This window comes from Nakamurella sp. (assembly GCF_048594475.1).
Classification (GTDB): Bacteria; Actinomycetota; Actinomycetes; order Mycobacteriales; family Nakamurellaceae; genus Nakamurella.
The window spans coordinates 1-13,172 of the sequence record NZ_JBMDXT010000251.1; the positions used below are offsets into that span (position 1 = coordinate 1).

The 13,172-nt window shown below is 75.1% G+C and carries 14 protein-coding genes; 4 read left to right on the plus strand and 10 right to left on the minus strand.

What is annotated here, in order from left to right; genetic code table 11:
* Positions 1 to 408: DUF3224 domain-containing protein (locus ACOJUF_RS11515; protein WP_420121987.1), on the plus strand; the 408-nt coding region annotated here is incomplete at its 5' end.
* Between the two features lie 59 nt (positions 409 to 467).
* Complete coding sequence (locus ACOJUF_RS11520; protein ID WP_420121988.1) at positions 468 to 1,037, plus strand: MarR family winged helix-turn-helix transcriptional regulator; 570 nt, start codon at positions 468 to 470, stop codon at positions 1,035 to 1,037.
* Between the two features lie 12 nt (positions 1,038 to 1,049).
* On the opposite strand, the gene ACOJUF_RS11525 is transcribed toward ACOJUF_RS11520, so the two are convergent.
* Both ACOJUF_RS11525 and ACOJUF_RS11530 read right to left on the minus strand, forming a co-directional pair.
* Positions 1,050 to 1,607 (minus strand): hypothetical protein, encoded by a 558-nt coding sequence (locus ACOJUF_RS11525; protein WP_420121989.1) that lies wholly within the window; start codon positions 1,605 to 1,607, stop codon positions 1,050 to 1,052.
* Complete coding sequence (locus tag ACOJUF_RS11530; RefSeq protein ID WP_420121990.1) at positions 1,604 to 2,632, minus strand: NADPH:quinone reductase; 1,029 nt, start codon at positions 2,630 to 2,632, stop codon at positions 1,604 to 1,606. Before ACOJUF_RS11530 ends, ACOJUF_RS11525 begins: the two co-directional genes overlap by 4 nt.
* 85 nt (positions 2,633 to 2,717) lie before the next feature.
* Here ACOJUF_RS11530 and ACOJUF_RS11535 point away from each other — a divergent pair, with 85 nt between their 5' ends.
* The gene (locus ACOJUF_RS11535; RefSeq protein ID WP_420121991.1) at positions 2,718 to 3,425 is read left to right on the plus strand and encodes a hypothetical protein; all 708 of its coding nucleotides are present in this window, start codon (positions 2,718 to 2,720) and stop codon (positions 3,423 to 3,425) included.
* The gene (locus tag ACOJUF_RS11540) at positions 3,422 to 4,297 is read left to right on the plus strand and encodes a metallophosphoesterase family protein (RefSeq protein WP_420121992.1); all 876 of its coding nucleotides are present in this window, start codon (positions 3,422 to 3,424) and stop codon (positions 4,295 to 4,297) included. The genes ACOJUF_RS11535 and ACOJUF_RS11540 overlap by 4 nt, the downstream gene beginning before the upstream one ends.
* A gap of 30 nt (positions 4,298 to 4,327) precedes the next feature.
* Here ACOJUF_RS11540 and ACOJUF_RS11545 read toward each other — a convergent pair whose 3' ends face one another.
* The 8 genes from ACOJUF_RS11545 to ACOJUF_RS11580 all read right to left on the minus strand — a co-directional run bounded on the left by ACOJUF_RS11545 (position 4,328) and on the right by ACOJUF_RS11580 (position 12,875).
* Complete coding sequence (locus ACOJUF_RS11545; RefSeq protein WP_420121993.1) at positions 4,328 to 4,753, minus strand: pyridoxamine 5'-phosphate oxidase family protein; 426 nt, start codon at positions 4,751 to 4,753, stop codon at positions 4,328 to 4,330.
* 78 nt (positions 4,754 to 4,831) lie between these two features.
* Positions 4,832 to 5,476 carry a prepilin peptidase gene (locus tag ACOJUF_RS11550; RefSeq protein ID WP_420121994.1) on the minus strand — a complete coding sequence of 215 codons (645 nt, stop codon included), beginning with the start codon at positions 5,474 to 5,476 and terminating at the stop codon, positions 4,832 to 4,834.
* Between the two features lie 182 nt (positions 5,477 to 5,658).
* Positions 5,659 to 6,822: an SGNH/GDSL hydrolase family protein gene (locus tag ACOJUF_RS11555; RefSeq protein ID WP_420121995.1), complete on the minus strand. Its 1,164-nt coding sequence runs from the start codon at positions 6,820 to 6,822 to the stop codon at positions 5,659 to 5,661.
* A gap of 39 nt (positions 6,823 to 6,861) precedes the next feature.
* On the minus strand, positions 6,862 to 7,704 hold the full coding sequence (locus ACOJUF_RS11560; protein WP_420121996.1) for a shikimate dehydrogenase: 843 nt from the start codon (positions 7,702 to 7,704) through the stop codon (positions 6,862 to 6,864).
* On the minus strand, positions 7,701 to 9,008 hold the full coding sequence (locus ACOJUF_RS11565; RefSeq protein WP_420121997.1) for an endolytic transglycosylase MltG: 1,308 nt from the start codon (positions 9,006 to 9,008) through the stop codon (positions 7,701 to 7,703). The genes ACOJUF_RS11560 and ACOJUF_RS11565 overlap by 4 nt, the downstream gene beginning before the upstream one ends.
* Positions 9,005 to 9,466 carry a Holliday junction resolvase RuvX gene (gene ruvX / locus ACOJUF_RS11570; protein WP_420121998.1) on the minus strand — a complete coding sequence of 154 codons (462 nt, stop codon included), beginning with the start codon at positions 9,464 to 9,466 and terminating at the stop codon, positions 9,005 to 9,007. Before ruvX ends, ACOJUF_RS11565 begins: the two co-directional genes overlap by 4 nt.
* Positions 9,467 to 9,637: 171 nt before the next feature.
* The gene (gene alaS, locus ACOJUF_RS11575) at positions 9,638 to 12,310 is read right to left on the minus strand and encodes an alanine--tRNA ligase (protein WP_420121999.1); all 2,673 of its coding nucleotides are present in this window, start codon (positions 12,308 to 12,310) and stop codon (positions 9,638 to 9,640) included.
* Between the two features lie 157 nt (positions 12,311 to 12,467).
* The gene (locus tag ACOJUF_RS11580; RefSeq protein ID WP_420122000.1) at positions 12,468 to 12,875 is read right to left on the minus strand and encodes a hypothetical protein; all 408 of its coding nucleotides are present in this window, start codon (positions 12,873 to 12,875) and stop codon (positions 12,468 to 12,470) included.
* Between the last annotated feature and the right edge of the window lie 297 nt (positions 12,876 to 13,172).

Below are 13,172 nucleotides of genomic sequence, written 5' to 3' on the forward strand. Positions count from 1 at the left end.
GACACCGCGCTGGCGATCGAATCCTGGGACGAGCAGCCGACCCGCGAGCTCGCCGACGGCCGGAGGTTCAGCCGGGCGCAGGTCCGGCTCGGCCCGGCCGGCGACCACCCGGACGGACCGGGTGCGCTGCGGTCGGCCACCTACGAGGCCCTGCTGTACTACGCCGCGGACGGCGGCAGCAGCTACGTCACGGTGATGGAGGTGTCCGCGGTGCTCGACGGGCGCGCCGGGACGTTCGTGCTGACCGGGTCGGGCACCTATGACGGCACCACGGCCGACGGTCGACTCGCCGTGGTCCCCGGGTCGGGCACGGGCGGGCTGGCCGGCATCTCGGGGTCGGTGACCAGCCGGTCCACCCACGAGGACTACCCGCACATGCCGCTCCACGTCGAGTACGACCTGCCCTGAGCGCGATCCGGCCGGCCCGGCCGGTGGGCCCACCGGCCGGGACCGGCGATGATCCACCGGTGACCGAACTGGACCGGACGGCCAACGTCCTGGGCGCGCTGGCCGGCACGATCTCCGATCAGGCCGCGGCCGCCATGGCCGGCGCCGCGGGGCTGCCGGCCCGGGGGTCGACCGCCCCGCTGGCCGCGCTGTCGGCGATCGCCGAGTTCCTCGACTCCCCCACCGTCGATCAGGTCGGGCAGGTGCTCGGGCTGTCCCCGTCCGGTGCCGTCCGGCTGGTCGACCGCCTCGCGGCCGACGGCCTGGTCACTCGCGGCCCCGGCCCGGACGGCCGGACCCGGGCCGTGACCCTGACCGCGGACGGGCGCGCGGCCGCGGCCGCGGTCACCCGCGCCCGACGCGACCTGCTCACGCGGATGCTCGACGGGTTCGCGGCCGCCGACCTGGCCGTGCTGGAGCCCCTGCTGGGTCGCCTGATGCGCAACGCGGTCCTCGCCAAGGCCGGCGGTGCCTGGATCTGCCGGCTCTGCGACCTGACCGCCTGCGAGCGCTCGGCGGGTCGTTGCCCGGCGCTGACCGCCGCCCGCGAGCGGGCCGACCGGGCCGCGGATCCGCCGGGCGGCGACTGACCGGGCCGCCGGTCAGCGCGGCTGGATGCCCCGCCGCACCGGGCGGGCGACCGCGACGTCGATCCGGCCGGCGAAGACGAGCGCCGCCGCGACGAGCATCAGGACGCCACCGGCCGCGGTCGACCACGGCCCGGCGGCGGCCGACGTCTCGCCCGGGTCGAACACCGATGCGTCCCCCGGGGCCAGCCCCCGCCAGAGGCCGAACCCCAGGCAGACCAGCCCGCAGCCGGTCAGCACGGCGGCGGTGATCCGGTGCGGGCGGCGGCCGTCGGGCAGGTGCGCCATGATCACCACACCGGCCACCGCGGCGATGACCCCGAAGATCAGCCCGATCAGGCCCGGCCGGTACGTGCCGGCCCCGTTGAGCACGTCGTTGAGGTTGGTCCCGGCGATCTGGCTGCTGCCGGTGATGCCGCCCCACCCGGTGATCGACGTCGTGCCGCCGTCCTCCGTGCCGGCCGACAGCCAGGGCAGGAAGCCGGCCACGAACGCGACGAGCCCACCGAGCAGGGCCAGCGCGCCGACCGCGATCCGGGTGGTGCGCGCGGTCGCCGCCGCCCGCTCGGTCACGGCCGCACGTCGATCAACACCTTGCCGACCGCACCCGCCTCGACCGCGGCGTGGGCCTGGGCGGCCCGTTCCAGGGGGAAGTGGTGCAGCGGCAGCCCGGCGTCCCGCCCGGCCCGGATCGCCCCGGCGCCGACCGCCGCGGCGACGTCGGCGACGGCCCGCGCCTTGGCCGCCGGCGGCGCGGTGTAGATCAGGACGAACTGCCACCGCGCGTTGGGCACCATTTGCGCGGCGATCGGGACGGTGACGTCGGCGCCGCCGTTGTTCGCGTAGATCGCCACCGACCCGTGCGGGGCGATGACGGCGGCGTCCAGGGCGGCGTTCTGCGCCGGCGCCACCTCCACGACCGTGTGCACCGCCGGGACGAGCTTGCGGATCTCGGCGACGGCGTCCTGGCGGCGGTAGTCGATGACGTGGTCGGCCCCCGCGGCGACGGCCAGCTGGGCCTTGTCCGGCGAGCTGACGGTGCTGATCACGGTGGCGTCGCTCCACCGGGCGAGCTGGATCGCGGCGTTGCCGACGGCTCCGGCCCCGCCGGCCACGAGCACGACCCGGCCCTGGAGCGTCCCCGGGCCGAGGGTGACCGGGCCGTCCTCGGTGACGGTCAGGCAGCGGTGCGCGGTCAGGAAGGGGATGCCCAGACCCGCGCCCAGATCGAAGGAGGCGGCATCCGGCAGCGGCACGACCTGCCGGACGGGGACCACGGTGGACTCGGCCGTCGTGCCCCAGGGCCGGCGCCAGGCGGCCTCCCAGATCCACACCCGCTGCCCGACCAGCGCCGCGTCGACGCCGGGGCCGACCGCGTCGACCACGCCGGCGCCGTCCTGACCGGGCACCTGGGGCGGTTCGACCGGCCCGTCGGCGCCGACCGAGCCGGTCCCGCGGCGGGACTTCCAGTCGGTGGGGTTGACCCCGGACCGGTGCACCCGGACCCGGACCTCGCCGGGCCCGGGGTCGGGCTCCGGCCGCTCGACCAGGGTGAGTACGGACGGGTCGCCGGTCCGGCGGTATTCGATGGCACGCACAGGCAAACGGTAACCGCCGGGCCGGGGAGACGGGTGGGAACGAGCCCCGGACGACCGCCGGGCCGGGCGGCCTATCCTGACCGGCGTGGACGGGCGCCCGGTGGTGACGGTGGCGTTGCACGGCGTCGCCCAGGACGACGACCTGGGTGTGCAGGCATTCGCCCGGCACCTGGAGTCCAGGCTGGACGACGGGGTCCCCGGCCGGTCGATCGTCGCCGGGATGCGCGCGTTCCTGGAGGCCAAGCCGCACCTGGCACCGCCGCCCCCGTGGACGCCGGCGCCGCCGCCGGTGACCGGCTACCGGGCCGTGACGGCCCTGGCCGTCGCCGCCGGGCTGAGCGGGGCGCAGATCGCGACCGCCCGCCGGGCCTCCCGGCTCGACCTGGCCGGGTCCGCCTGGGTCCTCGACCCGGCCGACGGGCTGCCCGAGTTGCTCGACCTGCTGGCCCGCCAGGCCGACCCGATCCTGGTCGCCGACCCGGACGACCCGGCGACCGGGCCGGTGCTGGACGCGCTCGAGCTCGCCGGGCGCCTGCCGATCCGGACCGCCCCGGAGCTGGCCGCCGACCTGTCCGGGGACCTGGCCGGCCGGCCGGTGCTGCTGATCGACGCGGACTGGCCGCCGGCCCCGGTGGCGGCGGGCGGGCCGGTCGCCGGGGTGTCGACGGCGCTGATCGACCGGTTCGGTTCCGGGACGGGCGAGGCGGACATGCGGGCCGCCGACCTGCCCGACCTGCTGCCCGACGTCGCCGGCTGGCTGCACCGGACCGCGCGAGGCGAAGGAGCACCATGACCTGGTCGACCCCCGACGGCACGCCGGCCGAGCAGCCGGACCTGGTGCTCGCCCACCTCTCGGACACCCACCTCACCTCGCCCGGGGTGCGGTACAACCAGGTGCTGGACGCCGACGCCGCCCTGGACCGGGCCGCCGCGGTGCTGCGCGCGGCCGTCGCGGACGGGCGGCGGCTCGACGCCGTCGTGCTGTCCGGCGACCTCACCGACAGCGGCGATCCGGACGCGTACCGGCGGCTGCGGGCCGCGGTCGAACCGCTGGGCGTCCCGGTGATCTACGCGACCGGCAACCACGACGTGCGCGCCGAGTTCCACCGCAGCCTGCTGGGCCGCGGCGACGACGGGCCGGTCCTGCAGGTGCACCGGCTCGGCGGGCTGCGGATCGTCGTGCTGGATTCCACGGTGCCCGGGGCCGGGCAGGGCCGGCTGGCCGGCGAGCACCTGGCCGAGCTCACCGTCGAGCTCGCCGAGCCGGCCCCGGCGGGCACGGTCGTCGTGCTGCACCACGCGCCCCTGCCGCCGCCGTCGCCGCTGCTGAGCTATTTCGCGCTGGAATCGGCGTCCCGGCACGCACTGGCCCGGGCCGTGCAGGAGACCGACGTCCGGTTGATCCTGGCCGGTCACCACCACCTGGCCCAGTCCGGGACGCTGGGCCGGGTCCCCGTCGCCGTGGCCGGATCCACCGCCATCCGCACCGATCCGCTCGGCCCGGCCGGGCACGAGCGGACCTGGGCCAGTGGCGCGTTCAACCTGGTGCAGGTGTTCCCCGAGACCATCGTGGTGTCGGTCGTGCCCGTCGACGGTGCGCCGGTCGTCTTCGACCTGGACGCCGACGGCTGCCGAAGGGTCATCGACGCCCACCCGGCGCCCTGACCGCGCCGGCCGTTCCGGCCGGCGGGCCGGTCACGGATGGACGGTTTCCCGGCCGCTGACCGAATGGACGGTGATCCGGACCCAGTGCGACCGGTCGACCAGGTCGGCCCACGGCCGCAGGTCGAGCCGGGCCAGCCGGGTCGCGGTCTCGGTGTCCTGCACGGTCAGCGCGGTCCCCCGGACCAGCACGCTCCAGCCGGTCCGCCGCCCGGCGTCGAACCCGTCCACCTCGAACGCGACCCGCACGCCGGCGTCGCCGGCCAGCAGTTTGGACCCGCGGGCCGTCCGGAACACGATCGTCTCGCCATCGACGGCGTGGTTGACCGGCAGGATCACCGGATCGTCGTGATTGACGAAGGCCAACCGCCCGACCGGGGCCGCCCGCAACCGCTCCCAACACTGGGCGGGACTGAGCACACCCATCCCCGAGCGGTCCACCGGCAACGACGTCGTCATACCCGGCAGCCTCCCCCCGACCCGGCCGTCCGACCAGGGCCGAAGGACCTCCGTCCTACCTCAACCTCAGGTTGAGGGTTAGACAGAGAAGGGTCCGGGCCAGGCGACGACCAGCCACCCACCGGCCAGCAGGCACGGCCCGAACGGGATCGCCGAGCCCGGTCGCAGTCGCCGGGTGACCAGACCGGCCACCGCGATCACGGCCCCGATCCCGAAGGCCAGGACGAGCCACCACAGGGCGGCCGGCACCGACACGAAACCGGTCAGCAGGGCCGGGGTCGGCACCAGCTTGACGTCGCCCCGGCCCATGGCGCGCGGGGCCAGCGCCGCCATCCCGGCAAACAGCGCGGTGACCACCGCGGCCGCCACCAGGGCCGTCCGCGGATCGCCCGCGGACGGCGCCACCCGCCAGGTCCCCAGCACCAGCGCCGCGGTGATCGGGATCGCCGGCAGGGTGAGCGCGTCCGGCAACCGGTGCACGGCGATGTCCACCGCGCCCAGCACCACCAGCAGCACGCCGGCCCAGCCCACGAGCACGATCGTCGGAGCCGGCCAGGTCACCCCGGCGCCGACCGCGGTGACTCCGGCGGCGGACAGTTCCAGGATCGGGGGCCGCAGCCCGACACCGCGGCGCAGCCGGGCCAGCAGTCGCCGCCCGGCCCACCCCGCGACGGCTCCGATCGCCGCCCCGGCGGCGACGACGAGCACGAGCGACCACGGCATGCCCAGCACCGTCTCACGTCCGGCCGGGCCCCCGCGGAGTTGTCCACATTCTCCCGCTCCGCGTCTCCGCGGAAACGCCTCCGCGGAAACGCCTCCGCGGAAAAGCCTCCGCGGAAACGCCTCCGTCGGCGGCAGGTCACGGTGGCTCGCCGAACGCCCCGGTCCGCGTCTCCGCGGAAACGTCAGGGGCGGGCGACCGGCGCCCCGAACGCGCCGCCGGCGCCGAACACCGCCGCCGCGAAGCGCTCCCCGATGAGGCGGTGGGTCGCGGCGTCGGGGTGCAGGGCGTCGGGCAGCGGGTGCGTGCCGGCGTCCCCGGGCCCGTACAGGTCGAGGCCGCTGAGCAGGAACAGCTGCGGATCGGTGGCCGCCCGGTCACGGAACACCCGCTCGATGTCCTCGCGGACGACCGTCAGGGTCAGCCGGCCGGCCGCCACCTCGGCCGGGTCGCCGGTGGCCCGGAACCGGGTGACGCCCCGGGCGAGAGCGGCCAGGTCGAACGCGCCGGGGCCGGGCGTGTCCTCGTGGATCGGGCAGTGCAGCGGCGTGATCAGCAGGAGCGGGGCGTCGGGGTGACCGTCCCGGATCGTGTCGAGGAACCCGTGCAGGGCCGGCGCGAAGGCCCGGCGCCGCATCAGGTCCGCGTTGACGATGTTGATGCCCATCTTCACCGACAGCAGGTCGGCCGGGCTGTCCCGGATGACCTGGGCGACGAACGGATCGAGCAGGGCGCTGCCGCCGAACCCGAGGTTGACCGGCCCGACGCCGGCGCTCCGGGCCGCGATGGACACCCAGGTGGCCGCCGGCGTCGCCGCGTTCGAGCCCTGGCTGATCGAGGAGCCGTGATGCACCCATGTCGTCGCCGCCGGCGGCACCGGACCCAGCGGGGCGTCGGCGGTCAGGGAGATCAGCTCGACGGATTCGACATGCGGCAGCCAGAGCTCGACGCGGCGCCGGCGCCCGTCGTCCGCGCCGAGGTCGAAGCTCATCGCGCCCGGATCGGCTGCCACCGTGGTGGACCGGCCCGTGCCCAGATCCATGGTGACCGTGACGGCGTGCGACAGGCTCGCGGAGGCGACGAGCACCCCGTCGACGACCGCGTCGAACACCCCGGGCGCCCGCGGCGGGACGCCGGCCAGGCCGAAGCGGGTGGCCAGGGCGGTCAGGGTCACCCGGGCCACCGTGGTGGTGAAGACTAGGCGCACGCCGGCCGGCTGGGCCTCGACGAGCTGCAGCTGGGCGTCGCCGCGGGCGCGGGCCCACGCCGGCAGCCGGTGTGGGCGCAGGCCGGCGGCGGTCCGCTCCAGCTCCGCGGCCCCGTGGACGAGGTCGGGGTGGATCGTCACGAGCTCTCCTGGGTACGGCGGCCGGGTGAGGTCAACCGGTCAGACCGGCAGCGGCAGGTCCGTGCCGGAGCCGGCCCGCAGCCCGTCGCGCATCGCGTGGACCGGCGCGGGGACCCCGGTGATGAGTTCGAACTGCCGGAACGCCTGGTGCAGCAGCATGTCCAGGCCGGTGACGGTGATCCGGCCGGGCACGCCACCGGCGGCCAGCGGCGTCGGCCACGGGTGGTAGACGACATCGAAGAGGACCGGTACCGCACTCAGGACCGCGGCGAAGTGGTCCGCGCCGCCGGCCGGCACCGTCGACACGACCAGGTCCGCGCCGGCTCCGGCGTCGCCCACCACGTCGGTGTCCCAGCCGATCACCCGCAGCGGCAGGCCCAGGGTGCCGGCCACCGCCTGCGCCGACGTCGTGGAGGCCGGCCGCCGGCCGGCGATGGCCACGTCGGAGGTCCCCAGTTCGGCCAACGCGGCCAGCACGGCGGCCGCGGTCCCGCCGCCGCCCAGGATCAACGCCGACCGGATCGGCGGCGCCCCGGCCGCCCGCAGCGCGCCGACCAGTCCGTCGACGTCGGTGTTGTCGGCGTACCAGCCGCCGTCCCGCCGGACCAGGGTGTTGGCCACGCCCAGCGCCTGCACCCGGGCCGACCGGCTGTCGGCGACCGCCGCGGCGGCCGACTTGCCGGGCATGGTCACCGAGAATCCGGCCCACTCCGGGCCGGTAGACCTGACCAGCTCCGGCAGCGCGTCGCCGTCGCACTCGATCGGCTCGTACCGCCAGTCGGTCAGGCCGGCGGCCGCGTACCCGGCCCGGTGCAGCGCCGGGGACAGCGAGTGACCCACGGGCGAGCCCAGCACCGCGGCCCGGTGACGCACCTCGCTCACCCGAACACCCCGTTGGCGCGGGCCTGGGCGACGCAGGCCTCGTGCTGCTCGACGGTGATGGAGAAGCAGGACGCGCCGGTGTTGTCGATCTTGACGAAGAACATCCACGAGCCGGCCGCGGGGTCGAGGGCGGCGGCCACCGCGTTCGGGCCGGGCGAGGTGATCGGCGTCGGCGGCAGCCCGGCGGCGTAGTAGGTGTTCCACGGGCTGGGGTTGGCCCGGTCCGCCGCGCTGGTCGCGATGGACGCCCGGTCGAGCGCGTAGTTGACGGTCGAGTCCATCTCCAGCTTCATCCCCGCGGCCAACCGGTTGTCGATGACCCGGGCCACCTTGGGCATGTCGGCGGTGATGCCCTCCCGCTCGACGATCGAGGCGATGATCGCGGCCTGGTACGGGGTGATCCCGAGCCGGGCGGCGTCCGCGATGATGTCGGTGCCGTTCCACATGGCCGCGGACGCGCTGACCACGGCCTTGAGCGCCTGCTCCGGCGTCGACCCCGGCGGGATGTCGAAATCGCCCGGCATGATCGTGCCCTCGAGCCGCTTGCGCGGGTCGGGCGCGGCCCGCACCCCGTCGGCGGCCCACTCGACGACACCCAGCGAGGCCGGGTCGGCCGTCGTGGCCACCTGCCACAGGTCGTCGGCGGTGAAGCAGTCCTGCTGGCCGTTGAGCGGCACGCAGGCGGCCGCGGCGATCTCGGAGATGTAGCCCGGGACCACGTTCTGGCTGCCGTCGGTGCCGACGGCGGTGACGTCGGTCAGCTGGCGGCCCGGGATCAGCCGCAGGTGGCCGACGTGGTTCTCCTTGGCCACCAGGGCGTCCGCCGCCGCCTGGGCGGAGGCGTTCTGCCGGACCTTGTAGTAGCCGGGCTTGAGCGCCTGGACGTCGCCGTCCAGGGCGGCCTGCTGCTCGAAGGCCTCCGCGCTGGCCACCACCCCGGCGCCGACCAGCGTCTGGGCGATGTCCTTGATGCCGTCGCCGCCCTGGATCCGCACCACCACCTCGGTGTCGCCGGGGCCGGCGTAGTCGGGCACCTCGTCGGTGCCCGAGCGCCAGATCATGAACCCGGCGACGAGTCCGGCCACGATCACCAGCAGCACGACGACGGCGAACACCAGCCAGGTGCGGTGCCGGCGACGGGCGGTGCGGGCCCGGTCCTCGGGGGTGGGGTCGGGCGTGGCAGGGGCGGCCCCCGGCGGCTCGGGATCGGCGTCCGGGGCGGCGGCCAGCGCGGCCTTGAGCTCGTCGACGTCGACGTCGCCGGTCTCGCCGGGTTCGCGCCCGAAGATCAAATGGTCGGTCATCCGCGCCGCCTCGCCAGCTCGTCGAGCCGGTTCTGCAGGATCCGGGTGGCGGCCATCTGGTCGACCACCGCCCGCTTGTTCCGGCCCTTCACCCCCGCCTCGGTGAGCAACCGATCGGCGGTGACCGTGGTCAGCCGCTCGTCCACGTAGACCACCGGTACCGGCGCGATCAGGGTCGCCAGAGCGGAACCGTAGGCACGCGCTGCTGCCACCGCCGAGCCCTCCTTGCCGCGCAAGGTCGTGGGCAGGCCCACCACCACTTCCACCACGTCGTACTCGCCGACCAGATCCCGCAACTGCGCCAGGTCGGGCGCGGGATCGGCCGGCTCCCCCGACGGCCGCCGGGACCCGCCCGGAGCGGGACGCTTGAGGGTCGTGACCGGCGTCGCCAGGATTCCTGCGGGGTCGCTGCGGGCGACGCCCACGCGAACGGTACCGACGTCGACCCCCAGACGCACGCCTTTCGGGGGTGCGTCACCCGAACCTTTTTCGTCGTCAGCGTCTGTCATGTCGATGCGTGGGTATCGTTCCTCGTCCGGGTCGGCGGGCCGGTCGGGCCACCGCAGATCTGGACGCCACGGAACCGCCGATGGTTGCCTGACCGGCGCCCGAGCGGCGCCGGCCCGGTCTCACCCGGCGTGCGCCAGCACGGCCGCCCGCAGGGCGTCGATCGCCTCCGGCACCCGGTCCGGCCGGGTGCCGGCCCCCTGCGCCAGGTCCTTCTTGCCGCCGCCGCGACCCTCGATCACCGGCAGGAACGCCTTGGCCAGATCGCCGGCGGCCAGCCCCCGGCCGACCGCACCGGGGTTCACCGCGACCGCGAACGGCACCGACCCGTGACCGGGCGCGAACAGCGCGACGACGCCGGGCCGCTCCCCCAGCCGGCCCCGGACGTCGGAGGCCAGCGTGCGCAGATCACCGGCGGCCGTCCCGTCGGGTGCGGACGCGCCGACGAAGGCGACGCCGCCGACGTCGACCGCCCCGGCGGCCAGCGTGCCGGCCACGTTGCCCAGGGCCGCCTGGCGCAGCCCGGCCAACTCCTTCTCGGCCGACTTGAGCTTGTCCAGCAGCGCCTCGATCCGGGCCGGCAGCTCGGCCGGCTGCACCTTCAGCGTGCCGGCCAGCTGGCTGACCAGGGCGCGCTCGGCGGCCAGCCGGTGGAACGCCTCGATGCCGACCGCCGCCTCGACCCGGCGCAGGCCGGAGCCGACCGAGGACTCGGCGGTGATGGCCAGCGGCCCGATCTGCGAGGAGTGCTCGACGTGCGTCCCGCCGCACAGCTCGACCGACCAGGGGCCGCCGATCTCCACGATCCGGACCGTGTCGTCGTAGGTCTCGCCGAACAGGGCGATGGCTCCCATCGCCTGGGCCTCCTGCATGGAGCCGTAGACGACCTTGACGGGCAGATCGGCGCGGACGGCCCGGTTGCTGACCTCCTCCAGCTCGCTGCGGGTGGCCGCGGACAGGGCCTGGTCCCAGGCGAAGTCCAGGCGCAGGTAACCGGGCTTGTTGTAGGAACCGGACTGCAGCGCGTCCGGCCCGAGCACCTGGCGCAGCGCGGCGTGCAGCACGTGCGTGCCGGAGTGCGCCTGCCGGGCGCCGATCCGCCATTCGGGGTCGACCGTGGCCAGCACCTCGCTGCCCGTGGTGAACTCGCCGTCGGTGATGCGGATGCGGTGCACGTACAGCTTGCGGTCGACCTTCTGCACGTCCAGCACCTCGGCCGCCCCGTTGGCCCCGACGATGGTCCCGGCGTCGGAGTCCTGGCCGCCGGACTCGGCGTAGAGCGGGGTGCGGTCCAGGACCAGCTCCACCTCCTGCCCCTCCACCGCGGCCGGCACCGCCCGGCCCTCCCGCAGCAGCCCGCGGATCCGGGCCTGGCTCTGCAGCTCGGAGTAGCCGGTGAATTCGGTGGCGCCCTGGTCGAGCAGCCGCCGGTACTCGGTGAGATCGGCGAATCCGCCCTTGCGGGCCTTGGCGTCGGCCCGGGCCCGCTCCTTCTGTTCCTTCATCAGCCGCTCGAACTCGGCGACGTCGACCTTGAGACCGGCCTCGGCGGCCATCTCCAGGGTCAGGTCGATCGGGAAGCCCTGGGTGTCGTGCAGGGTGAAGGCGGTGCTGCCGGGCAGCACCGTGGCCTGCTGGTCGGCCAGCTCCGCCGCCGCCACCTCGAACAGCTTCGACCCGGACGCGATGGTCCGCAGGAACGCCTTCTCCTCGGTCGCGGCGACCTTCTCGATCCGGTCGAAGTCGGTGGCCAGCTCCGGGTAGGACGGGCTCATCAGGTCCCGCACGACGGCCATGATGGTCGGCATCACCGGGTCGGTGACGCCCAGCAGGCGGGCCGACCGGATGGTGCGGCGCAGCAGCCGGCGCAGCACGTAACCGCGTCCCTCGTTGCCCGGGGTGACGCCGTCGCCGATGAGCAGCATGCCGCTGCGCGCGTGGTCGGCGATGACCCGGAACCGCACGTCGGACACGTGATCGGCGCCGTACTTGACGCCCGACAGCTCCTCGACCGTCGAGATGATCGGCCGGAGCAGGTCGGTCTCGTAGACGTTGTCGACACCCTGCAGCAGGAAGGCCAGCCGTTCGACCCCGAGTCCGGTATCGATGTTCTGTTGCGGCAGCGGCCCCAGGATCGGGAAGTCACCCTTTCCATCGCCTGCTGACTCCCCCCGCATGTCCTGCATGAAGACCAGGTTCCAGATCTCCAGGTAGCGGTCCTCGTCGGCGACCGGGCCGCCCTCGACGCCGTAGGCCGGGCCGCGGTCGTAGTAGATCTCCGAGCACGGGCCGCACGGACCGGGGACGCCCATCGACCAGAAGTTGTCGGCCATGCCGCGGCGCTGGATCCGCTCCGCCGGCAGCCCGGCGATCTCCAACCACAGCCGCTCGGCCTCGTCGTCCGACTCGTAGACCGTCACCCAGAGCCGGTCGGGATCGAGCGCGAACCCGCCCTCGTCCAGCGGGGAGGTCAGCAGGGTCCAGGCGTGCTTGATCGCGCCGGCCTTGAAGTAGTCGCCGAACGAGAAGTTGCCGGCCATCTGGAAGAACGTGTTGTGCCGGGTGGTGATGCCGACGTTGTCGATGTCGCCGGTGCGCACGCACTTCTGCACGCTGGTCGCGCGCGGGAACGGCGGGGTGCTCTGGCCCAGGAAGTACGGCTTGAACGGCGCCATCCCGGCGATGGTGAACAGCACCGTGGCGTCCTGGCTGATCAGGGACGCCGAGGGCACGACGGTGTGGCCGGTGCGCTCGAAGTAGTCCAGGAAGCGGCGCCGGATCTCGTGGGTCTGCACTGGGTGATTCCTCGCTGACGGTGCTGACGGTGCTGGGCTTGCTCAGGGGTGTCCGGCGGCCTGGGTCCGACGGCCGGACGCTGCCCGCGACGCTACCGCCGACCCCCGACAGGTCGGTGGATCGGGCAGCGGGGCGGCCGGCGGGGCCGGCGCCGGATCAGGCCGTGTGCCGGACCCGGCGGGACCGGTCGCGCGCCGGTCCGGGCTCGGCCGGGGGGTGGTTCCGGGGTCGGCTCGGCGGCAGGCCGCCCGGGATGCGCGGTTCGATCGGTTCGGGGGCCGGGCCGAGCGCCTCCGGCGGCACCATCACCACGGCGCCGCTGGCGTTGTCGACCAGCGGGCGGTAGCTGGCCCGTCGGTTCACCGCACCCTGCCGGACGTCGGAGGCGAAGGCGCCGACCGCGTTGCCCAGCTCGGCGATGGCGTCGGCGAGGTCCGCGGCGATCGCCGACGGGGTGAGCTTGGCCTTCATCGCCGCCGCCGCGGCCTCCTTCGCCCGCCGCGTGCGGCGGGTCGCGGCCACCCCGAGAGCCACCCCGGCGCCGAAGACGTAGACCTTCTTCATCCTGGTGTGTCCCTTCCGACCGTGCGGGATCGGGTGCCGGAGCCCCGCTGACCCGGCGATCGTGCCGTCCCGCGCTGTGGTCGTGCGATCAGCCCAGAGGGTACCCGCCGGGCGGCCGATGACCCGGGCCGCCGCGTCCGGCGCCCGCGAGTCCGGGCCGGCGGACCGAACCGTTCGCCCGTGGTCCGCGTATTCCAGGGAGCCGGTGGCGCACGCCGACCCGCTCGGGGAGATGATCACGACATGCTGAACGAGGTCAACGGCCTGCCCACGCACATCCTGCTGGTGCACGCGGTC

Excerpts from the sequence above, each read along its gene's own strand:
- ACOJUF_RS11545 (WP_420121993.1), bottom strand. The coding sequence starts at position 4,753 with ATGACGACGTCGTTGCCGGTGGACCGCTCGGGGATGGGTGTGCTCAGT.
- ACOJUF_RS11550 (WP_420121994.1), bottom strand. The coding sequence starts at position 5,476 with ATGCCGTGGTCGCTCGTGCTCGTCGTCGCCGCCGGGGCGGCGATCGGA.
- ACOJUF_RS11580 (WP_420122000.1), bottom strand. The coding sequence starts at position 12,875 with ATGAAGAAGGTCTACGTCTTCGGCGCCGGGGTGGCTCTCGGGGTGGCC.
- ACOJUF_RS11565 (WP_420121997.1), bottom strand. The coding sequence starts at position 9,008 with ATGACCGACCATTTGATCTTCGGGCGCGAACCCGGCGAGACCGGCGAC.
- ACOJUF_RS11540 (WP_420121992.1), top strand. The coding sequence starts at position 3,422 with ATGACCTGGTCGACCCCCGACGGCACGCCGGCCGAGCAGCCGGACCTG.